Origin of the sequence: Aliiroseovarius crassostreae, assembly GCF_049803815.1 — a bacterium.
Taxonomy (GTDB): domain Bacteria; phylum Pseudomonadota; class Alphaproteobacteria; order Rhodobacterales; family Rhodobacteraceae; genus Aliiroseovarius; species Aliiroseovarius crassostreae_A.
Genome location: NZ_JBNAGI010000002.1, coordinates 97,071 through 122,792, shown reverse-complemented (window position 1 = coordinate 122,792; position 25,722 = coordinate 97,071). Strand labels below are relative to the sequence as shown.

Genomic DNA, 25,722 nt, shown 5'->3' with positions numbered 1-25,722 from the left:
CGATCATATACTCTGCTCCTGATTACCTCGCCTGTCCCGAGCGAGGGGGGGCGATTCGATACACCGCTCCCTCTCAGGTCCAAGTTACCACATACGTAAACTTTATGCACCCGCCGGTTGGGCTTAGGCGGACAGCTCGGCGCGATTCAGCTCACAGCGCGACCAGAGGCTGTCCATCGCATTGACCAGCCCGTCCATCTCGCCCGATCCATGCACCGGCGACGGGGTGAAGCGCAGACGTTCTGTCCCGCGCGGCACGGTCGGGAAGTTGATCGGCTGAACGTAAATGCCGAACTCTTCCAACAACATGTCAGACAGCTGTTTGGTGTGCACCGGGTCGCCCACGATCACCGGAACGATATGCGACCCGTGGTCGATGATCGGCATCCCCAGCCCTTTCAGACGGGTCTTCAGGATCTTGGCCTGTGTCTGATGCTGCTCGCGCAGGGATTGATCTTCCTTGAGATGTGCAACGGATGCTGCGGCCGCGGCGGCCACCGCCGGCGGGATCGAGGTCGAGAAGATAAAGCCCGGTGCGTAAGAGCGCACGGCGTCAACCATTTTTGCCGATGCGGCGATATAGCCACCCATCACGCCATAGGCCTTGGCAAGGGTGCCGTTGATGATGTCCAGACGCCCCATCAGACCGTCGCGTTCGGCAATCCCTGCCCCGCGCGGGCCATACATGCCCACGGCGTGCACCTCGTCGATATAGGTCAGCGCGCCAAATTCGTCGGCCAGGTCGCAAATCTCTTCAATCGGGCCAAAATCGCCATCCATCGAATAGATCGATTCGAAGGCAATCAGCTTGGGCGCCTCCGGATCGTCGGCTTCCATCAGCTCGCGCAGATGCGCCACATCATTGTGGCGGAAAATGCGCTTGGCGCCCCCGTTGCGACGCACCCCTTCGATCATCGAGGCGTGGTTCAGGGCATCCGAATAGATGATCAGGCCGGGGAACAATTTCGGCAGGGTCGAGAGCGTCGCATCATTGGCGATATAGGCCGAGGTAAAGACCAGCGCGGCCTCTTTGCGGTGCAGGTCGGCCAGCTCGGCCTCAAGCCGTTTGTGATAGACGGTGGTGCCCGAAATGTTGCGCGTGCCGCCCGAGCCAGCGCCGGTGGCATCAATGGCTTCATGCATCGCCGCCAGCACTTTCGGGTGCTGCCCCATGCCCAGGTAATCATTGCCGCACCAGACGGTGACCGGTTGTTCGGTCCCGTCCGGTTTTTGCCAGGTGGCGTGCGGGAAATGGCCCTTGTGCCGTTCGATCTCGATAAACGTGCGATAACGGCCTTCTTCATGAAGGCGACCGATGGCTTCGTCCAGCTTTCGGTTATAGTCCATTTTCCCCTCCGTGTCCCTGTAACAGGGCGTGATCCGGTTTGCCTTACGCGTTCATAGCACCAGTTTTAGCGGAATAACACATTCATGATCTTGATCTATGTTAGTTCCAATCCGGCCCGTGTCCTCACATTTTGGTGACAGGAGGCCCTGATCCTATGGTCGCGCTTTCGGTCTTTAGAAAACCTTCACACGCTATTTACATTGATCTGGCGCAAATGGAACGGTCACAAACGCCGCAGTCGGGCGGGTTTGCGGCCTTGGTCCGGCGCAGATCGGAAACTTTTCTCTGCTGGACAGCAGGCAGCGGGCTGATAGGCTCCGCCCCAAAGACACACAGAAACATAAGGGGCCGATCGCGCCCCGCTTCCAGACATCAAGGAGCACACCATGACGCTTGACCGCGTTCTTGATCGTATTGACCAGGACCTGCCCGCCTCTGTCGACCGGTTGATGGAGCTGTTGAAGATCCAGTCGATTTCCACCGACCCCGCCTTCAAGGAACATTGTGACACGGCCGCGGACTGGCTGGTCAACGACTTGAAATCCATCGGGTTTGACGCGGACAAACGTCCGACGCCGGGCCATCCGATGGTTGTGGGGCATGGCGGCGAAGGCGACCGCCACCTGTTGTTTTACGGCCATTACGACGTGCAACCGGTGGACCCGTTGGAGAAATGGGACCACGACCCGTTTGCGCCCTTTGTGGAAGACACACCGGGTGGCAAGATCATCCGCGCCCGTGGCGCATCGGACGACAAGGGCCAGCTGATGACCTTTGTCGAGGCCTGTCGCGCGTGGAAAGAGGTGCATGGCACCCTGCCCGCCAAGCTGACGATCTTTTTTGAGGGCGAAGAAGAATCAGGCTCGCCCTCGCTTGTGCCCTTCATGGAAGAAAACCGCGATGAGCTGACCGCCGATGTGGCGCTGATCTGTGACACCTCGATGGTCAGCCCGGGTGTGCCGTCAATTGCCAGCCAGCTGCGCGGGATGCTGAAGGACGAATTTACCCTTGTCGGACCAAAGCTCGACCTGCATTCCGGCCATTATGGCGGCCCCGGCCTGAACCCGCTGCGCGAACTGTCGCGTATCATCGCCAGCTTTTATGACGAAGACACCGGCGCGGTGGCGGTGGACGGGTTTTACGAAGGCGTGAGTGACACGCCCAGCCAGCAATTGCAGGCCTGGGAAAACTGCGGTTTTGACCAGAAGGAATACCTCGACAACGCGGGCTATACCATGTGTCACGGCGAAAAAGACCGCACCTGTCTGGAACAGCAATGGGCGCGGCCGACGCTGGAAATCAACGGGATCTGGGGCGGCTATAATGGGGCCGGGTCAAAAACCGTGATCCCGTCCGAGGCGCATTGCAAACTGACCTGTCGCCTGGTGGGCGACATGGACCCGGACAAGCTGCGCGAACGGATCCGCGCCCATGTCGAGGCCCAGTTGAAACCCGACATGAAAGTGATCTGGGACAATGATCTGGAAGGCTCGCGCGCGCCGGTGATGGACATCACCCGCCCGGAATTTTCCGCCGCGCAGAAAGGCCTGTCGGATGAATGGGAGCGGGAAGCGGTGTTCACCGGCATGGGGGGGTCCATCCCGATTGCGGGCTTCTTCAAGTCGATCCTCGGCATGGAATCCATGCTGGTGGGCTTTGCCAATGACGACGACAAGATCCACTCGCCCAACGAAAAATACGACATGAAGAGCTTTCACAAGGGTATTCGGTCCTGGGCACGTATTCTGAACGAGCTTGCCTGACACGCTTGACGAAGCACACAAAGCAAAGGGCCCTTCGGGGCCCTTTCTCATGTGCCGTTCATGTCTCGGAGGCCCCACCGGATCGCAATCTGACCAGCTTGATCCCCAACACGATCCACGGCGCCCCATGCATCAGAAGGTCAAACATGTCGATGGGACGGACAAGCGTGCCGCCAAACAGCATCACCAGCTTTTCCCACAGATGCGGCGGCGTGAACGGGGCAAGCCCCAGGGTCAGGCAAAAGATCAGCACGATCCCGATGGGAAGGTCATCAATGAGTTTCATCATGCAGCGAGATCCGACAGGTCTTCTTGAAGGGTGTCCCTATCCTAACAAAGGACAGGTCCCCACGCCATGTGGTGGGAAGACGCGGTCGGCGCAGTCACAAAGCCCTGTTGCGTCGCACAACAGAAATTTTCAAAGAGGGGGGAAATGGCGCGGTTGACGGGGCTCGAACCCGCGACCCCCGGCGTGACAGGCCGGTACTCTAACCAACTGAGCTACAACCGCGCGTGAGGGGGTATTTAGGGCGCAGCGCCAAGGGCGTCAATGAGAAAATGCAGCGCGGAGAGAAGAAAATGCCACGCCTCTCTTTGCGGGTATTCCGACTGGGAAATTCCGGATAAACACAGGCCCAAAAGCAAAAAACCCCGCCTTGCGGCGAGGTTCTTTTGGATCACAAATCAGGCAGCAGTGGCGCGGTTGACGGGGCTCGAACCCGCGACCCCCGGCGTGACAGGCCGGTACTCTAACCAACTGAGCTACAACCGCTCGCTGCCAGTCTTGCGACTGTTCGGGCGTTCTATGCCGGGGGGGCGAAGGGGTCAAGCGGCAATTTCCAGATTTTTGTCATTTTTCCAAAACAACATGACCAAGCTGTTGAGATAGATGGAAAATGACGCCCTGCCCGCCAGGCAATTCCAACATGCCGTCACAATCCACCCCCAACCAACGTGCCCGCAAAACGCGCGACAGGATCCCATGCGTGAACAAAATGGCCGGGCCGGTCAGGTCTTGCAGAAACGCATCCGCGCGGCCTTCCAGATCATACAGGGTTTCCCCACCGGGCGACATGAAATGCCACGATACGGGATCTTCCTCGGCCAAGGCGGCAAGCTCGGGCCAGCCCAGCCGAATCTCCTCCAACGTCTTGCCTTCCCACGCGCCAAACGCCACCTCGCACAGCCGATCATCCGGCGTCGCGGACAGACCAAGTCCGGCCAGCGCGATCTCGGCGGTTTGCACCGCCCGGCCCTGTGGGCTGGTGAAACATTGATACCGTGCCGGGTCATCCACGACCCGCGCGAGGATCCGCCCCATGTCGCGCGCCTGCCCCTGCCCCTTTTCGGTCAGCGGGCTGTCGAGCCGCCCCTGATGGCGCCCGATGCGATTCCATTCGGTTTGCCCGTGGCGGATGACATAGAGTTCCGGATAGTCACGCATCAAAAACTCCGTTCTGTCGCAAACATAGTCAAACCAGCGCGACACGAAACAGTTTTTCGGGGGAGACGGATGGTGGGTCGTGAGAGGCTCGAACTCCCGACATCTTCGGTGTAAACGAAGCGCTCTACCAACTGAGCTAACGACCCGTTCCGTGGACTGTGATTTAACGCCGTGTGCCCATCAGCGCAAGGGGTTTTTTCATTGTGACCCAAGAAACTTTCAGATCACATCCTTCCGCCAACCCCTTGAATTCGCAGAAGGATAAATGGTGGGTGATAAGAGATTTGAACTCCTGACATCTTCGATGTGAACGAAGCGCTCTACCACTGAGCTAATCACCCAACGCCGGCGTATTTAGCGTCACTCGGCTGCGGGTGCAAGGGGGTCGGTCTCAGATTCTTCATCCTTTTTACGGCGGATCTTGCAAACCATCACCTCGGCCTTGCCGATATCCTTTTTGCGTTTGACCTGCAGCTTGCCCAAACCGGGCAGTTTCAACTCTTCCCCATTGGACAGGGCACGCCCCAGCTCTTCCAACGCGGCTTCTGTGGCGGCGCGCACCTGGTTGGGGCGAAGATCAGCCCGCTTGGCGACGCGGCCAACAAATTCCTTCTTGTTGACCGGCTGCGGGTCGGGCCGGGTAACACCCGAGACAGGGGCGCCCGTCTTTTTCGGTTCCTGGCTGTCCGGCGTGCTTACCGCCGCGCCAAGGGTCGAACGGCTGGGAGCTGTGGCCACTTTCATGACCGCTGCATCCAGTGCAGGCAAGGCTGGTTTCTTCGTGGTTTTGGATGCGGTTTTGGATGCGGTTTTTGGCGCAGATTTTGGTGCGGACTTCGAACTGGCCGGTTTCGCACGCGTGCTGCTGCGGGTGGTTGTTTTCGATTTTGTGGCCATTTCTCTGCTCGGTTCATGATTGTTTCTGATTGGGAATAAGTTAGCGCAAATCCGTTAACAAATCCAGAGCCTTGCCAAAACCATCTCTGCCAAATGCAAATGGCGCCCCTCAAATCAGGAGCGCCATCTTTGGGTTTCACAGATGATCTGCCTTGCGAAACGGCATCCGCGTTAATGCGCCGTCCGCGCAGCCTCGCCGGATTTCTTGGCAAGCGCCGCCGCCGCCGCTTCTTCGGCTGCCTCGTCCCATTCCACCGGTTCCGGCGTTCCCACAAGGGCCAGCTTCAGCACTTCCGAAACATGAGAGACAGGGATGATTTCCAGCCCGTCCTTCACGCTATCGGGCAGTTCGGGCAGATCCTTTTCATTCTCTTCCGGGATGAGAACGGTCTTGATCCCACCGCGCAACGCGGCCAGCAGTTTTTCCTTCAGGCCACCAATGGCGAGCGCATTGCCCCGCAGGCTGACCTCGCCAGTCATGGCGATGTCTTTGCGCACCGGAATGCCGGTCAGCACCGATACGATCGAGGTGACCATGGCCAAGCCGGCAGACGGACCATCCTTGGGCGTCGCCCCATCGGGCACGTGCACGTGGATATCCCATTTCTCGAACTTTGGCGGTTTCACCCCGATTTCCGGCGCGATGGAGCGTACATAGCTGGAGGCCGCGTCAATCGACTCTTTCATCACGTCGCCCAGTTTCCCGGTGGTCTTCATCCGGCCCTTGCCCGGCAAGCGCAGGGCCTCGATCGACAAAAGATCACCACCGACCGAGGTATAGGCCAGCCCGGTGACAACACCGACCTGATCTTCTTTTTCAGCCAGACCATAGCGATGGCGCCGCGCGCCCAGAAGATCCGAGAGCGCATCCGGGGTCACATCCACGGCCTCGACCTCTTTCTTCACGATCTTGGTCACGGCTTTACGGGCCAGTTTGCCAATTTCGCGCTTCAGGTTCCGCACCCCCGCCTCACGGGTGTAATAGCGGATCACATCGGTCAGGGCATTGTCGGTCAGCGAAAACTCTTTCGCTTTCAGCCCGTGATCCTTGATCTGCTGCGGCACCAGGTGTTGGCGTGCGATTTCCAGCTTTTCTTCCTCGGTGTATCCGGCCAGCGGAATGATCTCCATCCGGTCCAGAAGCGGCCCCGGCATGTTGTAGGAGTTCGCCGTGGTCAGGAACATCACATCCGACAGGTCATATTCGACCTCAAGATAGTGATCGACAAAGGTCGAGTTCTGTTCCGGGTCCAGCACCTCCAGCATCGCCGAGGCGGGATCACCGCGGAAATCCTGCCCCATCTTGTCAATTTCATCGAGCAAGATCAGCGGGTTGGTGGTTTTCGCCTTTTTCAGCGCCTGGATGATTTTGCCGGGCATCGAGCCAATATAGGTCCGGCGGTGCCCGCGGATCTCAGATTCATCGCGCACGCCGCCCAGCGAGATGCGAATGAACTCGCGCCCCGTGGCCTTGGCGACCGATTTGCCAAGCGAGGTTTTCCCCACACCCGGCGGGCCGACAAGGCACATGATCGGGCCTTTCAGCTTTTTCGAGCGCTGCTGCACCGCGAGATATTCGACAATGCGTTCCTTGACCTTCTCAAGCCCGTAATGGTCTTTGTCCAAAACCTTCTGGGCGTTCAGCAGGTCTTTCTTCACGCGGGATTTCTTGCCCCACGGCAGGCCCAGCATCCAGTCAAGATAGTTGCGCACCACGGTGGCCTCGGCCGACATGGGCGACATGTTCTTGAGCTTTTTCAGCTCGGCTTCGGCCTTTTCCTTCGCCTCTTTCGAAAGCTTGGTTTCGGCGATTTTCTCTTCCAGTTCGGTCAGTTCGTTCTGACCTTCGTCGCCGTCACCCAGCTCCTTCTGAATGGCCTTCATCTGCTCATTCAGGTAATATTCGCGCTGGGTGCGCTCCATCTGCGATTTCACGCGGGTCTTGATCTTTTTCTCGACCTGCAGGACCGACATTTCGCCCTGCATCAGACCCATGACTTTCTCAAGCCGCTCGGCCACGGTGAAGGTTTCCAAAAGCTCCTGCTTTTGTTCCACCTCGACCCCAAGGTGACCGGCCACAAGATCGGCCAGCTTGTCAGGCGCACGGGTTTCCGCCACGGCGGCCAGCGCCTCTTCGGGGATGTTTTTCTTGATCTTGGCGTAGCGTTCGAAATCTTCGCCGACCGAGCGCAGCAGCGCCTCAAGCTCTTCGGGATCCCCGGCACGCTCTTCGATCAGGGTGGCCGACGCTTCGAAGAAGTTTTCGTTTTCCAGGAATTCGGTGATCTTCACCCGGGCCTGGCCTTCGACCAGCACCTTCACGGTGCCATCGGGCAGTTTCAAAAGCTGCAGCACATTGGCCAGCACGCCCACGGAATAGATCCCGTCAACATCCGGTTCGTCCACGGCAGGGTCGATCTGGCTCGACAGCAGGATCTGCTTGTCATCCGCCATCACCTCTTCCAGCGCGCGCACCGATTTTTCGCGCCCGACAAAAAGCGGCACGATCATATGCGGGAACACGACAATGTCGCGCAGCGGCAGCACCGGGTAGGATTGGTTCAGTTGCTCGGTCATGGATTGTCCTTGTCTTTGGCAAGGAGATCAGGCCCCAAAATGGCGGCAGCCGCGATCCCCTCCTGTTCGCGTGTATCAGTTGGGCATTCTGTGTCCCGGTTTCAAGCGCCAGTCCGCATGTGTCATCACATGCTGCCTCCTCTGATACGCCTTAGGACAAAGCATGCCCCTGCGTTGGCCGAGGTGCAAGGGGCATTCGCGCCTGTCGGGGCCAAGGCGCAGGAAATGCCGCTTCAATTGTAGGTTTCCATGCGGGATGTAACGACGCGTGAGGCGGCATTCACAGCGGATCAATGTCGCCCTGCGCGCGGTTTGCGTGGAAATCGGCCTCCCACGCATCAAACCGCCCCTCAGAGATCGCATCGCGCATCCCCTGCATAATCTCCTGAAAGTAATGCAGGTTGTGCCAGGTCAGCAGCATCCCCGAGATCATTTCGTTCGACCTAAACACGTGGTGCAGGTAAGCACGCGAATAGTTGCGGCAGGCCGGACAGGTGCAGTTTTCATCCACCGGGCGCGGGTCATCGGCGTGGCGGGCGTTCTTGATGTTCAAGACCCCATGCCGGGTCCAGACCTGACCGGTGCGCCCCGATCGCGAGGGCAGCACGCAATCCATCATGTCCACGCCGCGTTTCACGGCACCCACGATGTCATCCGGCTTGCCCACCCCCATCAGGTAGCGCGGCTTGTCCTCGGGCAAAAACCCGGGGGCAAAGTCGAGGCAATCAAACATCGCCTCTTGCCCCTCGCCCACCGCCAGTCCGCCAATGGCATAGCCGTCAAACCCGATCTTCTTCAGCGCCTCAGCCGATTCCTCGCGGAAATCTTTCTCCAACCCGCCCTGCATAATGCCAAAGAGCGCATAGCCCGGCCTGTCGCCAAAGGCGTCTTTCGACCGCTCCGCCCAGCGCATCGACAGGCGCATGCTGTCGGCAATGCTTTTGCGGTCAGCCGGCAGCGCGGGGCATTCGTCGAAACACATGACAATGTCGGACCCCAGCAGGCGCTGAATTTCCATCGAGCGTTCCGGGGTCAGCTCGTGTTTGGACCCATCAATATGCGACCGGAAGGTCACGCCCTTCTCAGTCAGCTTGCGCAGGTCCGACAGGCTCATCACCTGGAACCCGCCACTGTCGGTCAGGATCGGTTTTGACCAATTCATGAATGTGTGCAACCCGCCCAGCGCGTGAATGCGTTCCGCCGTGGGGCGCAGCATCAGGTGATAGGTGTTGCCCAGCAGGATATCGGCGCCCGTGGCCGCCACGCTTTCGGGCATCATCGCCTTCACGGTCGCGGCTGTCCCCACCGGCATGAAGGCCGGCGTGCGAATGTCGCCACGCGGTGTATGGATCACCCCGGTGCGGGCGCGCCCATCGGTGGCATTAAGGGTATAGCTGAATTTGGTCGTATCCTGTGTCATGGCCCCCGAATGTCGCAAATGACGCAAAATGCCAAGAGGGAAATGCCGCCACATATGGCAAGATTGATCTGCATCATGTGCATTTCCGCCTCCCTTTGGCATTGCTCCTCTGGACCTTCGGGCGCGCAATCCTTATATGATCGCTCAGGAATAAGACGGGATCTTCCAGATGACGATGGAAACGCATAACCAGATCGAAGGCGAACCGCTGATCAAGCCTTCCTCGACCGACCACACGCTGTATGACGCGGTGGTCGAAGCCTGCCGCACGGTGTATGACCCGGAAATTCCGGTGAACATCTATGACCTTGGCCTGATTTATACGATTGAAATCAATGACCAGAACGAGGTGGACATCATCATGACCCTCACCGCGCCGGGCTGCCCTGTTGCGGGCGACATGCCGGGCTGGATCATTGAAGCGATTGAACCGGTGGCCGGTGTGAAACAGGTGAATGTCGACCTGACATGGGAACCACCCTGGGGCATGGAGATGATGTCGGACGAGGCCCGTCTGGAGCTGGGCTTTATGTGACCCCCTTACCCACACCCGAGATTTGAAAGGCAGGCCCAGCGCCTGCCTTTTTTGTTGGGCACCCTTTTGTTGCTTACCCATCTTTGTTGCTTACCCATCGGTTGCATACCCGCGCGATAGCAAGTGCTTTTCATTGCAAATCCACAAAGCAAGCAAAATAACTTGCATTCACCAAAAGCAAGCAATATAGCTTGCATATGCCGCAGATTGCCGTCCTCACCGGAGATATCGTGACCTCCTCTGACCTGCCAGCCAAAGACCTGGATTTGGCAATGGAGGCTTTGGACCGCGCTACCAATTGCTTTTCGGATTGGCACGCAGGGTCGCGCCCCATCATAACGGCCTTCGCCCGACGCGGCGGTGACGGGTGGCAAACCATTCTGGACACCCCGGACCTTGCCCTGCGCGCCGCATTGTTCCTGCGCGCCACGCTTATGGGGAAAGGGCCTTTCCAAACCCGTATCGCCATTGCGACAGGCGAAGGGGCGCTTACCGACAAAGCGATGAAAGACCCAAACTATGGTCATGGCCCGGCCTTCACACAATCCGGGCGCTTGCTCGAAAAACTTCCCCGCAACGCCCTGATGCAACATGATGATGGCGGGCTTCTCTCTGCCGCCGTGCTTCTGGCGGATCATATCTCGCGGGAATGGACGCAGGCACAGGCCGCCACGATGGCGCTTGCGCTGGCCCCAACACGCAAAACCCAGCAAGACATCGCAGAACACCTCGGCATTTCACGTCAGGCTGTGGCACAATCTTTGAAATCTGCAGGCTATACCGCGATAAGTGCGGCCCTTGACCTGATCGAAGCAGACCTATCCGAAAGGCACGATGATGCTTGAAACCTTCCTGGCGCTTCTCGTCGCCCACCTTCTGGCGGATTTCGTGTTTCAGACCAATGCGATGGTGCGCGAAAAGCGGCGGCTGGATGTGTTTGCCTCGCATGTCGCGGTGGTCGGGGCGGCAAGCCTGTTTGGCCTTGGCGGCGATTGGCAGCCTGCGCTGGTGATCACCGTGGCCCATGCGATCATCGACGCGCTTAAGACCTACGCCCTGCCCGCCCGGCAGGCCGCGCGGCTTTGGGCCTTTCTCACCGACCAGATCGCGCATTTCGCCACGATCTTCTGGGTGGCGCTTTTGTGGCCCCTGTCCTTCGTGCATGGGATCTGGGGCTTTGCCACCCCCCATATGGCGGGGCCGGCCATCCTGATCGCGGGGTTTCTGATCGCCACCTTCATGGGGGGGCCAATTGTGGGCGGCCTGATGGGGCGCTTTCCACAAAGCTTTGCCATTCAGGGCCTCAAAAACGCAGGCCGCATGATCGGTGTCCTTGAACGCGCCTTTGTCTTCTTCCTGATCTTGTTTGACAGCCCCATTGGCATCGGCTTTCTGCTCACGGCGAAATCCGTCTTGCGCTTTGACACCACCCGCAAGGGGCAACGCGCGTCTGAATACGTGATCATCGGCACATTGGCCTCTTTCGGCTGGGCGATGGGGGTCGCGTTCCTCACAAAAGAGGCATTGGCGCTTCTCACCCCTTGAGACATTCTGCTTAACACCCTAAATTTGTCAGGCTCACCCGTTTGAGCGCTATAGGAGCACACCCATGTTCGGCATCCCCGGCAAACAGGCCCTGACCATGACGGATCGGGCCGCCAAGCAGATCTCCAAACTGATGGAGAAAGAGGGCCATACCGGCCTGCGCATCGGCCTAAAAAAAGGCGGCTGTGCGGGGATGGAATACACGATGGATTATGTGGATCAGGCTGACCCGCATGACGAGGTGGTCGAACATAACGGCGCACGCATCCTCATTGCCCCCACCGCGCAGATGTTCCTGTTCGGCACCGAGATCGACTATGAAATCGGCCTTCTGGAAAGCGGTTTCAAATTCAACAACCCCAATGTGGACGAGGCCTGCGGCTGCGGTGAATCGGTGACGTTCAAAAGCATTGACGAACTGTCAGAGGCGTTCCCGGACGGGGTGCCGAAGCTGAGTTGACCCTACCAAGTACCTTTCCCATTTTGATTAAATATTGCGAAGAGTTAAATGCACGAGAGCTTAGACCCAAGACTAATGGCTACCCTCTTGGGCGCGGGAATTTCCACCGTTACTGCGTTTATTGTTCTAAACCTAGGTCAGCGCGCCGACCGCAAGAAACGCGCAGAAGAGCGCCTTGCAATTGAAGCAAGCCATGCCATTTCAGGGTTTATCAAACTCACTCAGTGGACCAATCTCCTCGCAAACATTAAACAACACATTGATCGTTTCTATCATGAAGCCCAACAAGATGGACTTCAAACGACCGAGGCTTGCCTTATTGTTGGACCCTCGGCAGGGCAGTTCACTGAACCGGAAAAACTCAAGGCCGAAGAGTTTGCATTCCTTGCAATGGAAAAGGAGAGTGACCTTTTGGGCAGCGTACAATTGCTGGAAGCGAGAGCCCAAAACACAAACCATGTTCTCAATGATTACTCACGTCTGAGGATGGAGTTTGAAATCTGGCTGGAAAGCTTGCCCGGTTTCCAAAGAAAGCTCGATGGGCGGCTTACAGAGGATCGCTTCCCTGCGGAACACAAGGGAAACTGGGATATTCGTGTCGCTCAACTGAACGTCCTGATAGGTGAACTGATTGGTCAGATAGACGACGAAATAAACTTCGCCGAGCAAACGGTTAATAGGTTTTCTGAGGTCGCACGACGCCGGTTTGGTGACCGTTTTCCAAAAATCTCTTTTGACATGAAGCCTGTTTAACTCTGCCCCCTTGACGCCCCCTGCCCCAGCCCCGAAAACAGGACAAACAAATTCGGAGGATCCGCGATGCGGCGCAAATTGGCAGCAGGCAATTGGAAGATGAACGGGCTGAGTGCGAACTTGGACGAGCTTGAGAAACTGTCTGACCTGCACAAGACCCCCGGCTGCGACATCCTGATCTGCCCCCCCGCCACGCTGATCACCACCGCGCGGGTTCAGGCCGGGGACCAGATTGCCATTGGCGGGCAGGATTGCCACGAAAACACCTCGGGCGCACACACGGGGGACATTTCCGCCGAGATGCTGAAAGACGCGGGTGCCACCCATGTGATCCTGGGCCATTCGGAGCGGCGCGAGGATCACGAGGAGAGCGATGGCGACGTGCGGCAAAAGGCGATTGCCGCGCTGAACGCCGGGCTGAACGTAGTGATCTGTCTGGGCGAAAGCCTGGAAGAGCGCGAGGCGAACAACACGCTGGATATCATCGGCGGGCAGCTGGCCGGGTCCGTGCCCGATCAGGTGACGGGTGAAAACCTTGTGATTGCTTATGAACCCATCTGGGCGATTGGAACGGGCAAGGTGCCGACGCTGGATCAGATTGGCGAAGTACATGATTTCATCCGCGCTCGCCTGGAACGCCGCTTTGGCGAAGGCGTGGGCCGCTCGGCCCGCATCCTTTACGGTGGCTCGGTCAAACCCGGCAACGCGGCCGAGATCTTTGCCGTGTCCAATGTCGACGGCGCGCTGGTGGGCGGCGCAAGCCTGAAGGCCGATGATTTCTCGGCCATCATCACCGCGCTGGAAGGCGCGTGATCCCGCGCGACACGGCAAAGGATTCGGGGGGCTTCGGCCCCCTTTTTCATGCGTGAGGTACAAAAGACCTTGTGGGGCCGCGATCACTTATTTAACACGTTAAGCGCAAATCCGAGGAGCCCCGACATGAACCATGACGATCTGGTCACCTGGTCCGCCAAGGCCGCGCAATGGGCGCGCGACTATCACGCAGGGCTGCGCGACCGTCCGGTGCGGCCAGACATTGCCCCCGGTGATTTCCTGGCCCGGATCGACGGCCCGGTGCCCGAAGCCCCCGACCCGATCGAAGACATCTTTGACGATTTCACCCGGCTGGTGCCCGACGCCATGACCCATTGGCAGCACCCCCGTTTCTTTGCCTATTTCCCGGCCAATGCCGCCCCCGCCTCGATGCTGGCGGAACAGCTGGCCAACGCGATGGCCTGTCAGGCGATGCTGTGGCAGACCGCCCCCGCCGCGAACGAAATGGAAGAGCTGGTGATCCGTTGGTTGCGCGACGGCATGGGCCTGCCCGGCGATTTCACCGGCACCATTCACGACAGCGCCACCACCGCCACCTTTTCCGCCGTGACCACCATGCGTGAAGTGGCGCTGGGGCACGAGGGCGTGACCAAGGGCCTGACGGGCGGCCCCACCCTGCGCATCTATGCCAGCGCCCAGACCCATTCCAGCGTCGACAAGGCGGTGCGCCTGTGTGGGATCGGGCAGGACAATCTGGTGAAGGTCCCGACCATCCCCGGCCACGCCACCTGGTCGATGGACCCGGCGGCGCTGGATGCTCTGATCCGGGCAGATCTGGATGCCGGGCGAAAACCAGCGGGCGTCGTGCTGTGCGTCGGCGGCACCTCGATCGGGGCCTGCGATCTGGTGGGGGATTGTATCAAAGTCGCGCAGTCCCATGGCCTCACCGTGCATGTGGACGCGGCCTGGGCCGGGTCTGCGATGATTTGCGAAGAGTTCCGCCCGCTCTGGGCCGGCATCGAAATGGCCGACAGCATTGTCTTCAACCCGCATAAATGGCTGGGCGCTCAGTTTGATTGCGCGGTCCAGTTTCTGCGCGACCCGGCACCGCAAATTGGCGCGATGGGGCTGCGCCCCGCCTATCTCACCACGCAGGGCGCGGAGGAAATCATCAACTACAACGAATGGACCCTGCCGCTGGGCCGCCGGTTCCGGGCGCTGAAGCTCTGGTTCCTGTTGCGCGCCGAAGGCCTGTCGGGCCTGCGCGCCCGCATCCGCAATCACGTGGCCTGGGCGCATGAGGCGGCCGAGGCGATTGCGGCGCTGGACGGGTTTACCATCACCACCCCGCCGATCCTGTCCCTGTTCACCTTACGCTACCACGACGACGCCAAAACCGCCGCCTTGCTGGAGCGGGTGAATCGCGACGGGCGGATCTATCTGACCCAAACACACCATGACGGAATGTTTGTCATTCGTGTTCAGGTCGGGCAGTTCGATTGTTTGCGCGAAGATGTGATGATGGTGCCACAGGTGTTGTCCGACCTCTCGCACGACCTGTAAGGCAAGGAAATCTTTACATGTTCATGAAATCCTGACCTCACGGACCGGACCAAACACCTGCGCCGGGCATTGTTTCCCATTCGCTGACGATGAGTTTATCGCGATAGGGCACCCAAATGCCGCAATTTTGCGCTAACATGTAAGGACCGGTCTCAAGGCGATCCGCCTTCATGTCCGACATTGCACAGAACGTTACATCCAGAAGGATATCGACCTCGCAGCACTGAACCGCAGCAGATGCGGCTCTCGGACACATAAGGTGACTTCGCCACATGAGATCATGGTTGTGGGCGTGTCGCCGAGTTATTTTCTCGATCCAACGAACACCCCAAACCGAGCAGCATGTGAGCAAGGGGTAACGATATGGAGTTTGGAGAAGAATTCACATTTCACGAATATGTCGCCGATGGCGTCATACATGGGTTGGGGGTTTTGGCCGCCTTTGCCGGGGCAACCGCGCTGATTGTCTGGGCGGCGCATTCCGGCCCGATGGGGCATCTGCCCCTGGTGGCGATATATGCGGCGGGGCTTTTGGCGACGTTTCTGTTGTCCGCCGCCTATAACATGACCCTGCACCGCGAAGCGCGCGCCGTATTGCGCCGGTTTGACCACGCGGCGATTTTTTTCATGATCGCCAGCACCTACACGCCGCTGGCGCTGATTGGCATAGGCGGCACAAACGGCGTGGCCCTGGTGCTGGCGGTCTGGACCATTGCAGGTGTGGGGATCACGCTGAAACTGTTCTACTTTGGCCGTTTTGAGCGGTTCACCTTTCAACTGATGCTGATGCAGGGTTGGCTTGCGGTTCTGGCGATCGGGCCTTTGATTGCCTCGTTCAGCCTGGGCATCCTGATTTTACTGGTTGGTGGCGGGGTGCTGTTTACCCTTGGCACGCTGTTTCATCTGCGCGACCACCTGCCCTTCAACCGGGCGATCTGGCATGGTCACGTGCTTGTTGGGGCGGCCATGCATTACGTGGCAATGTTCATGATCTTGCAAAACTGAAACGCGTATCAGGCCCCGGTCTGCCAGACCCGGTACGACAGACCCAGTACGACAGACCCAGTACGACAGACCCGGTTCCCGGCAGATCATGGTCGGATTACGACATGACATTTTGCCGCAAACAAGCGAGACCCCGGTCCTTCACCTGTTTCCTATAGGAACAGGGAGGACGAGATGGACAGCTTGAACTGGCTCATTTCCATTGTTGTGAGGACAATCGGCGCCGAACGGGGCCGGGCCGCGCGGGGGCGCCCGGTGGCATCCTGAGGCCCCGTGCCCAAAGGACCCTTTCCAAACCTCACTGACATGATGGACCAAAACATGAGTTCACCTTCTGCCCGCCGTTCCGGCGGCCGCGCTGCCCGCAAAGCGCTCCGCGCAGCGCCCCTCACTGAAGATATCCGCCCGGTACGCCCGGGCATGGAGGGCGGCACCTATCGCCCCCTGTCCGACGCCGACATTCTGCGCATCCACAATGCCGCGCTTGAGGCGCTGGAAACCATCGGCCTGGCGGATGCGCCACCCAGCGGCGTGGAATACATGACCAAAGCAGGCGCCATTCTGGGCGATGACGGGCGGCTGCGTTTCCCTCGGTCTGTTGTGGAAGACGCCTTGGCGATGGCCGCCAAGCAGATCACCTTGCATGGGCGCGACCCGAAACAGGATCTCGATCTGCGCGGCAACCGCGTGCATTACGGCACCGCGGGCGCGGCGGTCAGCATGGTCGACGCCCAGGGCCGCAATTATCGCGACAGCACGGTGCAGGATCTGCATGACGCCGCGCGCATTGCCCAGCAGCTCGACAATATCCACTTTCTGCAACGCCCGATGGTGTGTCGCGACATTCCCGACAATTGCGAGATGGATTACAATTCGATCTATGCCTGCGTGTCCGGCACCACCAAACATATCGGCGTGTCCTTCACCGAACCGGGTTTTGTGAAACCGGCGATCGAAATGCTGCATATGATCGCGGGGGGCGAAGACGCCTGGCGCGACCGCCCCTTCGTGTCAAACTCCAACTGCTTTGTCGTGCCGCCGATGAAGTTTGCCACCGAAAGCTGCGAAGTGATGGAAGAGGTGATCAAGGCGGGGATGCCGGTGCTTTTGCTGTCGGCGGGCATGGCGGGGGCCACGGCGCCGTCGACCATCGCGGGCGCCATCGTTCAGGCCACGGCGGAAACGCTGGCCGGTCTGGTCTACGTGAATGCGGTAAAGCCGGGCCACCCCGCGATCATGGGCACCTGGCCCTTCGGCCTTGATCTGCGCACAGGGGCGATGTCGGTGGGGTCCGGCGAACAGGCGCTGCTGACCTCGGGCTGCGCGCAGATGCACCATTTCTATGGCTTGCCCGGCGGCGCCGCTGCGGGGGCATCAGACGCGAAGCTGCCCGATATGCAGGCCGGATGGGAGCAGATGTGTTCCAACGTGACCGCCGGTCTGGCCGGGGTGAACATGGTCTATGAAGCCGCCGGGATGCACGCGTCTCTCCTGGGGTTCTGCTTTGAAAGCCTGATCTTGGGCGACGACCTGATCGGGCAGGCGCAGCGGGTGGTGCGCGGGATCGAGGTCAATGACGACACATTGGCGCTGGATCAAATCGCATCTGTCTGTCTGGACGGCCCGGGGCATTACCTTGGCACACCGCAGACCCTTGGCCGGATGCAGGCGGATTACGTCTATCCGACGCTGGGGGATCGCACCTCGCCCAAAGAGTGGGCCGAGAATGACAGACCCGACCTGATCGCCAAGGCGACGGCCCGCAAGCAGGAGATCCTGGCACAGCCATCGCTCGCCGCGCTGGATCCGGCGTTGGATGCCGAGATTCGGGCCAAGTTCAACATCCATCTGAACGAGTGAAATTCTGGCGCGGGGCAGGCTCCCGCGCCTTTACGACCTGTCGGTCGACTGGCTTGGGCAAAGCCTCGCTTCGCTCGGGTCAGGGGCTTTGCCCCTCACCTCTGCGAGGCTCACCCCAAGGTATTTTGGGCAAGAAAAAAAGGGGCCCGCAGGTTAGTCTTTTGCGGCCTCGGCCTTTTCTTCAAGCGCCATCCATTCCTCTTCGGCGGATGCGAGTTTTTGTTGCCGTTCTGCTAGCCCTTCCGAGGCTTTCTTGAACTTGATCGGCGCGTCGGTGAAGAGGTTTGGATCCATCAGGAACTCTTCGAGCTTGGCGATCTCGGCCATCAGCCGGTCAATCTCGTCAGGCAAGACCTCCAACCGATGTTGCTCGGTGAAGGACAGGCCCGCCGGTTGCTCGGCGGTTTTTTCGGTCTTCGGTTTTTCAGCCGGTTTGGTTTTTTTCTTTGCAGAGGTTTCAGGCGCATCCTCGCCCTTTTGCGCCTGATAATCCGACCAGCCACCGGGATAGATCGTCGCGCGCCCGTTTCCTTCCATCGCAATGGTGCGGTGCGCCACGCGGTCCAGGAAATCGCGGTCGTGGCTGACCAGCAGCACCGTCCCGTCATATGAGCCCAAAATGTCCTGCAACAGGTCAAGCGTTTCCACGTCAAGATCGTTGGTCGGTTCGTCGAGCACCAAGAGGTTGGATTGCCGCGCCATGATCTTGGCCAGGATCAGCCGCGCCTTTTCGCCGCCCGACAGGGAGCGCACCGGCGCGCGGGCTTGGGCCTCGTCAAACAGGAATTCCTTGAGATATCCCACCACATGTTTGGGATTGCCGCGCACCATAACCTGATCGGCCTTGCCGGATACGCGCATTTCCGGGTCACCGGTCAGGTTTTCCCACAGGCTGTCATCCTCGACCAATGACGAGCGGTTCTGGTCGAACACCGCCATTTCGATGCCTGTGCCGTGGCTGACGCTGCCCTCATCCGGTTGTTCCTGCCCGATCAGCATCTTCAAAAGCGTGGTCTTGCCCGCGCCATTGGGGCCGACAAAGGCCACACATTCCCCGCGCATGACGCGCAGATCAAACGAGCGCAGGATCAGTTTATCGCCATAAGATTTGGCAATCCCCTTGGCCTCGATCACCTTGCGGCCGGTTTTTGGCCCGGCCTCCAGCACCATTTCTGCGGTGCCCTTGCGCTTGATCTGGCTCGCGCGCTCTTCCTTCAGCTTCGCCAACTCACGCAGCCGCCCCTGGTTGCGCTTGCGCCGTGCCGAAATGCCTTCCACCGCCCAGCGGGCTTCGGATTTGATCTTGCGATTGAGCTTGTGGCGGCTTTGATCTTCTTCCTCCCAGACCTTGTCGCGCCAGGCTTCGAAATGCTCAAACCCCTTTTCCTGGCGGCGCACCTGTCCGCGATCCACCCAAAGCGTGGCCCGGGTGAGGTTGCGCAGAAAGGCGCGGTCGTGGCTGATCAGAACATAACCCGCGCGGGTCGATTTCAGCTCGTCCTCCAGCCATTGAATGGCCTGAATATCAAGGTGGTTGGTGGGTTCGTCCAACAGCATCAGGTCAGGCGCTTCGGCCAGCAGTTTGGCCAGCGCCGCGCGCCGACGCTCCCCGCCCGACGCCGTGCCAACCGGCGCCTCAAGGTTCATCTTCAACCCTTCGGCCACCCGCTCCACCAGGTAATCCTGCCCCGGCTCCAACCCGCTGACCGCAAAATCCCCCAACGTGGTGAACGCCGACAGATCCGGGTGCTGTTCCATATACCCAACCGACACCCCGGGCGACAGCACACGGTCGCCCCGATCAGGCTCCACCATACCCGCCATCACCTTCATCAAGGTCGACTTCCCCGACCCGTTGCGCCCCACCAACGCCACCCGGTCCTGGGGCTGCACCACTAGATCAAGATCATCAAAAACAGGATCGCCCCCGAAGGTCAGCGAAATTCCGGACATTTGCAAAAGAGGTATACGTGCCATGGGGCTGAGTTAGGACGCGCACCAAGGCAGGTCAACGCCAAAGCACACCCCACCCTGTGTCTGCGCTTATTTTCTGGTCATAAATATCCCGGGGTGAGCGCAGCGCGCGAGGGGCAGCGCCCCTCCAGGCTCATCGCAGATGAGCCATCGCCGTTGCGCGGCCCGAGGCAAAGCCGAGGGCCCCCGGCCCCGCCAGATCACCCCGCAACCGCACGCAACAGGCGCGCGCGCGCGGGCGGGACAGCGGCGATTTCCAGCCCGGTGAATACATGTAGCGTGCCAAGGTCGTGATCCACCACCGCATGATCGCTGACCCAGCCGCCCATGGTCAGATAGGTCCGCAGCAGCGGCGGCATCATGCGCAGCCCCCGCTTGCGATCCGCCCCCTCCCCGCGCCTGTCCCCAAAGCGAAACACCCGCGGGGCCTTCACCCTGGGCCACCAGCGCTTCGGGGCAAGGTGGCGATCGCGCAGCATGTCAAACGTATCCTGATACGCCTTTGCATCGGTGCCCTGAAAAGACGAACAGCCAAACACCATGCCCACCTGGTGTTGATCCACATAGCGCGTCAACGCGCCCCAGGCCAGGCGCAGGATATCCGCGCCACCCTCCACCTCGGGCGCAATGCAAAACCGGCCCAGTTCTACCATCGGCGCGTCAAATCGGCTGAGCGCCCCCAATTCGTAAAACTGCGCGGAGTAGCTGCGGGCGATCTCGGCCCCGCCTGACAGCGGCAGGAAACGGAAACAGGCCACCAGCGCGCCGCTGCGCTGATCTTCGATCAACACGTGGCGACATGCCTCGTCCAACGCATCAATGTCGCGCCCTTCGCCGCCGCGAAAACAGCGATACCGCAACCGCTGCGCGGCCAGGACATCCGCGTCATTTTTGGCAAATCGTGCCCGATAACGGGTTTCACACGATTTCGGCATTGGCGGTCTTCCCCCTTGGCGCGATTGGCGGCGCCACCTAAATATGGATCGCGTCATCATACTCTTGGATCAAAACTGTGACACGGGTTTGACGGAAAGGCACGGGGGAAATGCCCGCGCGCGCACCAATTGAACCACAAAAGGGGGCAATATGGCCAAAGTGACCAAGACCGACGATGAATGGCGTCAAGAGCTGGGCGACGAGCTGACCTTTCAGGTCACCCGCAAGGCCGCCACCGAACGCGCCTTTTCCCATCCCGGCTTTCCCGAGGGCGACGGCACCTTTCGCTGTGTCTGCTGCGGGGCGGCGCTGTTTGACAAGGAAGAGAAATTCGAGAGCCATTGCGGCTGGCCTGCCTTTTCCGCCCCGCGCGCCGATGCCCCGGTCGGCGAAGAGGTCGACCACAGTTTCGGCATGACCCGCACCGAGGTGCATTGCGACGATTGCGGCGCCCATCTGGGTCACGTCTTCCCCGATGGCCCCGGCCCCAATGGTCTGCGCTACTGCATCAACGGGGTTTGCCTGAGGTTTGAACCCAAAGAGGGCTGACAGGCACGCCTCAGCATCAGGCAATCCGTATCTTGGTGAGAATGAAAAACCCCCGATGTCCGCGACACCGGGGGTTTTCTTTCAAGTCATGCAGATCAGAGGGCCCCTACCCCCCAAGCGCGTCGGACAGATCGATCCGCCCCAGCGAGCCAAACAGCTGACGCAGGAAGCCCACGCCGCGAATGTTGTTCTCGGTGACCCGACGCTCCAGCGCCACAACACGGCCATTTTCCAAGCCGAAGCGTTCAATATTCGCCACACGCCCCTGCGAATCAAAGCTGATCGCCAGCACCTGCCGATCAATTTCTTCCGGGGCGTTATAAGTCAGATGCTTGAACCGGCTTTGCACGTAATACCAACCGCTGTCGGTCAACAATCCGGCCGTGCCCGGTTGCCCAATCTTTTCGCCCACGCTGGCGCGCGTATCCGCACCGACCTCAAGCAATGCAATATCAGCATCCGTGGGCATGTACCCGTGATTTCGGTAGGTCGCAGAACAGGCCGCAATCATGCCCGCCAGCACAAAAGCCAGCCCCAAGCGCATCAGTTTCGACATAAGCCCCCCTAATATGGCATCTTGCTTTCTACCACCTGTCTCGCGTATCGGCTTACCTCAGGATCGCTCAACGTTCAAGAAACATACCACATGACACAGACAGAAGACGCAAAGCCCTTCAGCCACATCCTGCGCGTGGCCGACCTGACGGCGAACGAAACCACCGCGTTTGAACTGGTGCTGACGCCGGATCAATGCGCCGCTATTGCCGCCGATATCGACCTGCCCGCCCTGCGCAAGGTCCGCTTTACCGGCAGTTTGTCGCCGATGGGCAAGCGGGATTGGAAGCTGACCGGCCATCTGGGCGCAACCGTCACCCAGGATTGCGTTGTGACCCTGGCCCCGGTCACCACCCGCATCGAAGAAGACGTGACCCGACAGTGGATCGCGGGCCTTGTGGTTGCCCCTGAAGGGGATGAGGTCGAAATGCCCGAAGATGTGACGCAGGAAAAGCTAGGAGACGTGATCGACCTTGGCGACGTGCTTGTCGAAGCGCTTGCCCTTGCCCTGCCATTATATCCACGCGCCGAAGATGCTGCGTTGCCTGCACAGAATTTCGCCGAACCGGGGGTCACCCCGATGACGGACGAAGCCGCCCGCCCCTTCGCGGGCCTTGCGGATTTGCGCAGCAAGCTTGCGAAAGGAAAAGAGGGCGAGTCGGACGAGTCGGACAGCTGATCCCTGTCTCCGCCAAAAAGGCAAAGCCAGGCCATCTATAGCCCATCTTTGCCGCTTTCCCCTGTTTTCAGGCGTACAGGCCCGAATTTCCGGCAATCCCCTCTTGCAAGCGATCAGAAAATCCGTATTTTCCCGGCTTCTTCCTGCAATGGAGTTGGACAGCGCCCGCGAGATCGCGTATGACGCGCCGAGACTCAGGAAACTGAACATGAACATGGGCGATATCTCGCCCCGAGATACACCGGGCAAATCGCCCCCGAACGAAGGTTGAGACGATGGCTGTCCAACAGAACAAAGTTTCGAAATCGCGCCGCAACAATCGCCGCGCCCACGACGCTCTGGTTGCTGCAAACCCGAACGAATGCACCAATTGCGGTGAACTGAAGCGCCCGCACCACGTGTGCCCCTCTTGCGGTCACTATGACGACCGTGAAGTGGTGGCCATGGCTGACGAAGTCGACTTCGACGACGAAGACGCTGCGTAAGGCTCTTGCCCTGACGGGGCGAGCATGTCAGGAAAGTCACCAAAAGCAGGGAGGCCACCGAGCATGGCCCCCAGGCCCAAGGGACAAAAAATGACAACGATAGCCCCGAAACGCATCATTATTTCGGTCGACGCCATGGGCGGCGACCGTGGACCGGCAGCCGTGGTTGCCGGTCTTGCGCTGTCTGCAGACAAGAACCCGGATATCGGTTTCATTCTGCATGGCGACGAACCCAAGCTGAAAAACCTGATCGCCGCCAAGCCGATTCTCGACGGCCGGGTGGAAATCCGTCACACTGACGAAGTGGTCACGATGGATGCCAAACCCTCTTTTGTGATGCGCAATGGCCAGAACACCTCGATGTGGTCCACCATTGACGCGGTCAAGGCGGGCGAAGCAGATGTGGCCGTCAGCTGTGGCAACACCGGCGCGCTGATGCTTCTGTCCATGGTCCGCCTGCGCAAGCTGCCCGGCGTGAACCGCCCGGCCATTGCCTGCCTGTGGCCGTCGCGCAATCCGGGCGGGTTCAACATCATGTTGGATGTGGGCGCGGATATTCGCGCTGATGACACCGATCTTCTGCAATATGCAATGATGGGGGCGTCTTACGCGCGCAATGGCCTGGGCATCACCCGCCCGCGTATCGGCCTTTTGAATGTGGGCACCGAGGAACACAAGGGGCACCCGGTCCTGAAATCCGCGCATGAGCTGATTTCAGACGCCGCCGACAACGCCAATATCGAATTTGTTGGCTTCGTCGAAGGGGTGGATATCCCGTCAGACCGCGTTGACGTGATTGTGACAGACGGGTTCACCGGCAATGTTGCGCTGAAAACCGCCGAGGGCACCGCCGATCTGATGGCCGGTTTCATCCGCCAAAGCTTTACCGAAACGCTGATCGCCAAGCTGACCGCCTTTATCGCCAAAGCGTCTTTGGGTCGGCTGAAAGTGCGTATGGACCCGCGCCGCGCCAATGGCGGCGTGTTTCTGGGGCTGAACGGCACCGTGGTGAAAAGCCACGGTGGGGCTGACCCGCTGGCCATTTCTTCTGCCGTGAAACTGGCCTTCACCCTGTCGCAGTCGGGCTTCAACCAGAAACTGGCCGCGCGGGTTGCATCCGCCGGGACCCCACGTCAAGATGGGGCGTCAAAGCAAAGTGAGCAGCAAGAATGACAATTCGCGCCGTGGTGAAAGGCGTCGGGCATTACCTGCCCGAACGCGTGGTGGAAAACTCGTATTTCGAAAGCATTGTCGACACCTCGGATGAATGGATCCGGGCGCGGTCTGGTATTGAACGGCGTCGGTTTGCGGCAGAGGGCGAGACCACCTCGCAAATGGCCGCCCATGCCGCCCGCGAAGCCCTGTCGGATGCCGGGTTGGTCGCAGATGACATCGACGCGATTGTGCTGGCCACCTCCACCCCGGACCTGACCTTTCCGTCTGTCGCCACCATGGTCCAGAACGAGTTGGGCATGACCCGCGGCTTTGGCTTTGACGTGCAGGCGGTCTGTGCGGGCTTTGTCTTTGCGCTGACCAATGCCAATGCGCTGATCCTGTCGGGCCAGGCCAAACGGGTGCTGGTGATTGGCGCGGAAACTTTTTCGCGCATCCTTGATATGACCGACCGGTCGACCTGCGTGCTGTTTGGCGACGGTGCGGGTGCGCTGGTGCTGGAAGCCGCCGAAGGCACCGGCACGGTTGAAGATCACGGCATCCTGTCGGCGGACCTCAATTCCGACGGTCGGATGCGCGAGATGCTGTATGTCGATGGCGGCGTATCCACCACACAAAAATCGGGCCACCTGCGGATGCAGGGCAATCCCCTGTTCCGTCAGGCCGTTGGCAAGCTGACCGAAACCGCCGAAACCGCGCTGGAAAAGGTTGGCCTGTCCGACAATGACGTGGATTGGATTGTGCCGCATCAGGCCAATATCCGCATCATCCAGGGCACCGCCAAGAAAATGGGCGTGCCGATGGAACGCGTGATTGTCACCCTGCAAGACCACGGCAACACCTCTGCCGCCTCGATCCCACTGGCGCTTTATGAAGGGCGCACATCGGGCAAGATCAAGGATGGGCAGCTTGTGGTGACCGAAGCCATTGGCGGCGGATTGGCCTGGGGGGCCGTGGTTTTGCGCTGGTAACCTTTGGCGCACAACCGCACGACCCGATCCCGTGAGGTGCATTTCCCGCCACAAGCCCTTGATTTTGGACGTGCTTATTGACAGGCACGGGCAAAGCACTCATTCTCTCCGGTAACAACATTTCAGGGGGACAATCGATGAGTGAAAAGACTTTGACGCGTATGGATCTGAGCGAGGCGGTGTTCCGCGAGGTGGGCCTGTCGCGCAACGAAAGCGCGCAACTGGTCGAAAGCGTTCTGGGGCACATGTCCGACGCGCTGGTATCGGGCGAAAGCGTCAAGATCTCGTCGTTTGGCACCTTCTCCGTGCGCGACAAGGCCGCCCGCGTCGGTCGCAACCCCAAGACCGGGGAAGAAGTGCCGATCAGCCCGCGCCGGGTGCTGACCTTCCGGCCATCGCACCTGATGAAAGACCGCGTGACCGTCGGCAACAAAGGCTGATTTCACTGCGTTTCCA

Annotated in this window: 27 protein-coding genes and 4 tRNA genes; 18 read left to right on the top strand and 13 right to left on the bottom strand. The window is 59.7% G+C overall.

What is annotated here, in order from left to right:
* Positions 1-123 precede the first annotated feature (123 nt).
* Positions 124-1,347, bottom strand: a complete 1,224-nt coding sequence (gene hemA, locus ACP15V_RS06385; RefSeq protein WP_424942846.1) for a 5-aminolevulinate synthase — start codon at positions 1,345-1,347, stop codon at positions 124-126.
* A 387-nt stretch (positions 1,348-1,734) separates the two neighbouring features.
* Between hemA and ACP15V_RS06380 the strand changes: the two genes are divergently transcribed.
* On the top strand, positions 1,735-3,111 hold the full coding sequence (locus ACP15V_RS06380) for a M20/M25/M40 family metallo-hydrolase (protein WP_424942845.1): 1,377 nt from the start codon (positions 1,735-1,737) through the stop codon (positions 3,109-3,111).
* 58 nt (positions 3,112-3,169) lie between these two features.
* On the opposite strand, the gene ACP15V_RS06375 is transcribed toward ACP15V_RS06380, so the two are convergent.
* The 7 genes from ACP15V_RS06375 to ACP15V_RS06345 form a co-directional block, all read right to left on the bottom strand.
* Positions 3,170-3,400 (bottom strand): RND transporter, encoded by a 231-nt coding sequence (locus ACP15V_RS06375; protein ID WP_424942844.1) that lies wholly within the window; start codon positions 3,398-3,400, stop codon positions 3,170-3,172.
* Between the two features lie 145 nt (positions 3,401-3,545).
* A tRNA-Asp gene (locus ACP15V_RS06370) sits at positions 3,546-3,622 on the bottom strand.
* Positions 3,623-3,806: 184 nt separating this feature from the next.
* Positions 3,807-3,883: transfer RNA gene (locus tag ACP15V_RS06365), tRNA-Asp, on the bottom strand.
* Between the two features lie 78 nt (positions 3,884-3,961).
* Complete coding sequence (locus tag ACP15V_RS06360; RefSeq protein WP_424942843.1) at positions 3,962-4,555, bottom strand: histidine phosphatase family protein; 594 nt, start codon at positions 4,553-4,555, stop codon at positions 3,962-3,964.
* A 70-nt stretch (positions 4,556-4,625) separates the two neighbouring features.
* Positions 4,626-4,701, bottom strand: a tRNA-Val gene (locus ACP15V_RS06355).
* A gap of 120 nt (positions 4,702-4,821) precedes the next feature.
* Positions 4,822-4,896: transfer RNA gene (locus ACP15V_RS06350), tRNA-Val, on the bottom strand.
* Positions 4,897-4,915: 19 nt separating this feature from the next.
* A complete protein-coding gene (locus tag ACP15V_RS06345; protein ID WP_424942842.1) occupies positions 4,916-5,299 on the bottom strand; it encodes an HU family DNA-binding protein in 384 nt (127 codons plus the stop codon).
* Between ACP15V_RS06345 and ACP15V_RS06340 the strand changes: the two genes are divergently transcribed.
* Positions 5,298-5,471: a hypothetical protein gene (locus ACP15V_RS06340; RefSeq protein ID WP_424942841.1), complete on the top strand. Its 174-nt coding sequence runs from the start codon at positions 5,298-5,300 to the stop codon at positions 5,469-5,471. The genes ACP15V_RS06345 and ACP15V_RS06340 overlap by 2 nt on opposite strands.
* A 152-nt stretch (positions 5,472-5,623) precedes the next feature.
* On the opposite strand, the gene lon is transcribed toward ACP15V_RS06340, so the two are convergent.
* Positions 5,624-8,029 carry an endopeptidase La gene (gene lon / locus ACP15V_RS06335; protein ID WP_424942840.1) on the bottom strand — a complete coding sequence of 802 codons (2,406 nt, stop codon included), beginning with the start codon at positions 8,027-8,029 and terminating at the stop codon, positions 5,624-5,626.
* Between the two features lie 280 nt (positions 8,030-8,309).
* Positions 8,310-9,449, bottom strand: a complete 1,140-nt coding sequence (gene tgt, locus ACP15V_RS06330; RefSeq protein WP_424942839.1) for a tRNA guanosine(34) transglycosylase Tgt — start codon at positions 9,447-9,449, stop codon at positions 8,310-8,312.
* 175 nt (positions 9,450-9,624) lie between these two features.
* Here tgt and ACP15V_RS06325 point away from each other — a divergent pair, with 175 nt between their 5' ends.
* The 9 genes from ACP15V_RS06325 to ACP15V_RS06285 all read left to right on the top strand — a co-directional run bounded on the left by ACP15V_RS06325 (position 9,625) and on the right by ACP15V_RS06285 (position 17,944).
* Complete coding sequence (locus ACP15V_RS06325) at positions 9,625-9,984, top strand: SUF system Fe-S cluster assembly protein (protein ID WP_424943385.1); 360 nt, start codon at positions 9,625-9,627, stop codon at positions 9,982-9,984.
* A gap of 197 nt (positions 9,985-10,181) precedes the next feature.
* Positions 10,182-10,829, top strand: a complete 648-nt coding sequence (locus ACP15V_RS06320) for a MarR family transcriptional regulator (RefSeq protein WP_424942838.1) — start codon at positions 10,182-10,184, stop codon at positions 10,827-10,829.
* Positions 10,819-11,529: a DUF3307 domain-containing protein gene (locus tag ACP15V_RS06315; RefSeq protein ID WP_424942837.1), complete on the top strand. Its 711-nt coding sequence runs from the start codon at positions 10,819-10,821 to the stop codon at positions 11,527-11,529. The genes ACP15V_RS06320 and ACP15V_RS06315 overlap by 11 nt, the downstream gene beginning before the upstream one ends.
* 64 nt (positions 11,530-11,593) lie before the next feature.
* Positions 11,594-11,989 carry a HesB/IscA family protein gene (locus ACP15V_RS06310; protein ID WP_424942836.1) on the top strand — a complete coding sequence of 132 codons (396 nt, stop codon included), beginning with the start codon at positions 11,594-11,596 and terminating at the stop codon, positions 11,987-11,989.
* Positions 11,990-12,064: 75 nt separating this feature from the next.
* Positions 12,065-12,742 (top strand): hypothetical protein, encoded by a 678-nt coding sequence (locus ACP15V_RS06305; RefSeq protein ID WP_424942835.1) that lies wholly within the window; start codon positions 12,065-12,067, stop codon positions 12,740-12,742.
* A 66-nt stretch (positions 12,743-12,808) separates the two neighbouring features.
* A complete protein-coding gene (gene tpiA / locus ACP15V_RS06300; protein ID WP_424942834.1) occupies positions 12,809-13,555 on the top strand; it encodes a triose-phosphate isomerase in 747 nt (248 codons plus the stop codon).
* Between the two features lie 126 nt (positions 13,556-13,681).
* The gene (locus tag ACP15V_RS06295) at positions 13,682-15,079 is read left to right on the top strand and encodes a pyridoxal phosphate-dependent decarboxylase family protein (protein WP_424942833.1); all 1,398 of its coding nucleotides are present in this window, start codon (positions 13,682-13,684) and stop codon (positions 15,077-15,079) included.
* A gap of 363 nt (positions 15,080-15,442) precedes the next feature.
* Positions 15,443-16,084: a PAQR family membrane homeostasis protein TrhA gene (trhA, locus tag ACP15V_RS06290; RefSeq protein ID WP_424942832.1), complete on the top strand. Its 642-nt coding sequence runs from the start codon at positions 15,443-15,445 to the stop codon at positions 16,082-16,084.
* A 321-nt stretch (positions 16,085-16,405) separates the two neighbouring features.
* The gene (locus ACP15V_RS06285; protein WP_424942831.1) at positions 16,406-17,944 is read left to right on the top strand and encodes a trimethylamine methyltransferase family protein; all 1,539 of its coding nucleotides are present in this window, start codon (positions 16,406-16,408) and stop codon (positions 17,942-17,944) included.
* Positions 17,945-18,097: 153 nt separating this feature from the next.
* On the opposite strand, the gene ACP15V_RS06280 is transcribed toward ACP15V_RS06285, so the two are convergent.
* Together ACP15V_RS06280 and ACP15V_RS06275 are read right to left on the bottom strand one after the other, a co-directional pair.
* Positions 18,098-19,921 carry an ABC-F family ATP-binding cassette domain-containing protein gene (locus ACP15V_RS06280; protein WP_424942830.1) on the bottom strand — a complete coding sequence of 608 codons (1,824 nt, stop codon included), beginning with the start codon at positions 19,919-19,921 and terminating at the stop codon, positions 18,098-18,100.
* A 197-nt stretch (positions 19,922-20,118) separates the two neighbouring features.
* Entirely contained in the window at positions 20,119-20,853 is a 735-nt protein-coding gene (locus tag ACP15V_RS06275) for a GNAT family N-acetyltransferase (RefSeq protein WP_424942829.1), read from the bottom strand.
* A 151-nt stretch (positions 20,854-21,004) separates the two neighbouring features.
* Here ACP15V_RS06275 and msrB point away from each other — a divergent pair, with 151 nt between their 5' ends.
* Positions 21,005-21,403, top strand: coding sequence for a peptide-methionine (R)-S-oxide reductase MsrB (msrB, locus tag ACP15V_RS06270; RefSeq protein ID WP_424942828.1), 399 nt, complete (start codon positions 21,005-21,007; stop codon positions 21,401-21,403).
* Positions 21,404-21,509: 106 nt separating this feature from the next.
* Here msrB and ACP15V_RS06265 read toward each other — a convergent pair whose 3' ends face one another.
* Positions 21,510-21,959: an outer membrane protein assembly factor BamE gene (locus ACP15V_RS06265; RefSeq protein ID WP_424942827.1), complete on the bottom strand. Its 450-nt coding sequence runs from the start codon at positions 21,957-21,959 to the stop codon at positions 21,510-21,512.
* A gap of 90 nt (positions 21,960-22,049) precedes the next feature.
* On the opposite strand from ACP15V_RS06265, the gene ACP15V_RS06260 reads away from it, so the two are divergent.
* From ACP15V_RS06260 to ihfA, 6 genes are all read left to right on the top strand, one after another.
* Entirely contained in the window at positions 22,050-22,637 is a 588-nt protein-coding gene (locus tag ACP15V_RS06260) for a YceD family protein (protein WP_424942826.1), read from the top strand.
* A gap of 148 nt (positions 22,638-22,785) precedes the next feature.
* Positions 22,786-22,908 (top strand): hypothetical protein, encoded by a 123-nt coding sequence (locus tag ACP15V_RS06255; RefSeq protein ID WP_424942825.1) that lies wholly within the window; start codon positions 22,786-22,788, stop codon positions 22,906-22,908.
* A 4-nt stretch (positions 22,909-22,912) separates the two neighbouring features.
* On the top strand, positions 22,913-23,122 hold the full coding sequence (rpmF, locus tag ACP15V_RS06250; protein ID WP_424942824.1) for a 50S ribosomal protein L32: 210 nt from the start codon (positions 22,913-22,915) through the stop codon (positions 23,120-23,122).
* Positions 23,123-23,212: 90 nt separating this feature from the next.
* Positions 23,213-24,295, top strand: a complete 1,083-nt coding sequence (plsX, locus tag ACP15V_RS06245; RefSeq protein WP_424942823.1) for a phosphate acyltransferase PlsX — start codon at positions 23,213-23,215, stop codon at positions 24,293-24,295.
* A complete protein-coding gene (locus ACP15V_RS06240; RefSeq protein ID WP_424942822.1) occupies positions 24,292-25,266 on the top strand; it encodes a beta-ketoacyl-ACP synthase III in 975 nt (324 codons plus the stop codon). The genes plsX and ACP15V_RS06240 overlap by 4 nt, the downstream gene beginning before the upstream one ends.
* 137 nt (positions 25,267-25,403) lie before the next feature.
* Positions 25,404-25,706: an integration host factor subunit alpha gene (ihfA, locus tag ACP15V_RS06235; protein ID WP_424942821.1), complete on the top strand. Its 303-nt coding sequence runs from the start codon at positions 25,404-25,406 to the stop codon at positions 25,704-25,706.
* Positions 25,707-25,722: the final 16 nt, after the last annotated feature.

Coding starts and splice junctions, on each gene's coding strand:
- ACP15V_RS06275 (WP_424942829.1), bottom strand. CDS start 20,853: ATGCCGAAATCGTGTGAAACCCGTTATCGGGCACGATTTGCCAAAAAT.
- ACP15V_RS06285 (WP_424942831.1), top strand. CDS start 16,406: ATGAGTTCACCTTCTGCCCGCCGTTCCGGCGGCCGCGCTGCCCGCAAA.
- ACP15V_RS06360 (WP_424942843.1), bottom strand. CDS start 4,555: ATGCGTGACTATCCGGAACTCTATGTCATCCGCCACGGGCAAACCGAA.
- ACP15V_RS06295 (WP_424942833.1), top strand. CDS start 13,682: ATGAACCATGACGATCTGGTCACCTGGTCCGCCAAGGCCGCGCAATGG.
- ACP15V_RS06265 (WP_424942827.1), bottom strand. CDS start 21,959: ATGTCGAAACTGATGCGCTTGGGGCTGGCTTTTGTGCTGGCGGGCATG.
- ACP15V_RS06310 (WP_424942836.1), top strand. CDS start 11,594: ATGTTCGGCATCCCCGGCAAACAGGCCCTGACCATGACGGATCGGGCC.
- ACP15V_RS06340 (WP_424942841.1), top strand. CDS start 5,298: ATGACCGCTGCATCCAGTGCAGGCAAGGCTGGTTTCTTCGTGGTTTTG.
- trhA (WP_424942832.1), top strand. CDS start 15,443: ATGGAGTTTGGAGAAGAATTCACATTTCACGAATATGTCGCCGATGGC.
- ACP15V_RS06255 (WP_424942825.1), top strand. CDS start 22,786: ATGGAGTTGGACAGCGCCCGCGAGATCGCGTATGACGCGCCGAGACTC.
- ACP15V_RS06345 (WP_424942842.1), bottom strand. CDS start 5,299: ATGAAAGTGGCCACAGCTCCCAGCCGTTCGACCCTTGGCGCGGCGGTA.
- ACP15V_RS06325 (WP_424943385.1), top strand. CDS start 9,625: ATGGAAACGCATAACCAGATCGAAGGCGAACCGCTGATCAAGCCTTCC.
- ACP15V_RS06320 (WP_424942838.1), top strand. CDS start 10,182: ATGCCGCAGATTGCCGTCCTCACCGGAGATATCGTGACCTCCTCTGAC.
- tgt (WP_424942839.1), bottom strand. CDS start 9,449: ATGACACAGGATACGACCAAATTCAGCTATACCCTTAATGCCACCGAT.
- ACP15V_RS06315 (WP_424942837.1), top strand. CDS start 10,819: ATGATGCTTGAAACCTTCCTGGCGCTTCTCGTCGCCCACCTTCTGGCG.
- ACP15V_RS06375 (WP_424942844.1), bottom strand. CDS start 3,400: ATGATGAAACTCATTGATGACCTTCCCATCGGGATCGTGCTGATCTTT.
- rpmF (WP_424942824.1), top strand. CDS start 22,913: ATGGCTGTCCAACAGAACAAAGTTTCGAAATCGCGCCGCAACAATCGC.
- plsX (WP_424942823.1), top strand. CDS start 23,213: ATGACAACGATAGCCCCGAAACGCATCATTATTTCGGTCGACGCCATG.
- msrB (WP_424942828.1), top strand. CDS start 21,005: ATGGCCAAAGTGACCAAGACCGACGATGAATGGCGTCAAGAGCTGGGC.
- tpiA (WP_424942834.1), top strand. CDS start 12,809: ATGCGGCGCAAATTGGCAGCAGGCAATTGGAAGATGAACGGGCTGAGT.
- hemA (WP_424942846.1), bottom strand. CDS start 1,347: ATGGACTATAACCGAAAGCTGGACGAAGCCATCGGTCGCCTTCATGAA.
- ACP15V_RS06240 (WP_424942822.1), top strand. CDS start 24,292: ATGACAATTCGCGCCGTGGTGAAAGGCGTCGGGCATTACCTGCCCGAA.
- ACP15V_RS06260 (WP_424942826.1), top strand. CDS start 22,050: ATGACACAGACAGAAGACGCAAAGCCCTTCAGCCACATCCTGCGCGTG.
- lon (WP_424942840.1), bottom strand. CDS start 8,029: ATGACCGAGCAACTGAACCAATCCTACCCGGTGCTGCCGCTGCGCGAC.
- ACP15V_RS06380 (WP_424942845.1), top strand. CDS start 1,735: ATGACGCTTGACCGCGTTCTTGATCGTATTGACCAGGACCTGCCCGCC.
- ACP15V_RS06305 (WP_424942835.1), top strand. CDS start 12,065: ATGGCTACCCTCTTGGGCGCGGGAATTTCCACCGTTACTGCGTTTATT.
- ihfA (WP_424942821.1), top strand. CDS start 25,404: ATGAGTGAAAAGACTTTGACGCGTATGGATCTGAGCGAGGCGGTGTTC.
- ACP15V_RS06280 (WP_424942830.1), bottom strand. CDS start 19,921: ATGGCACGTATACCTCTTTTGCAAATGTCCGGAATTTCGCTGACCTTC.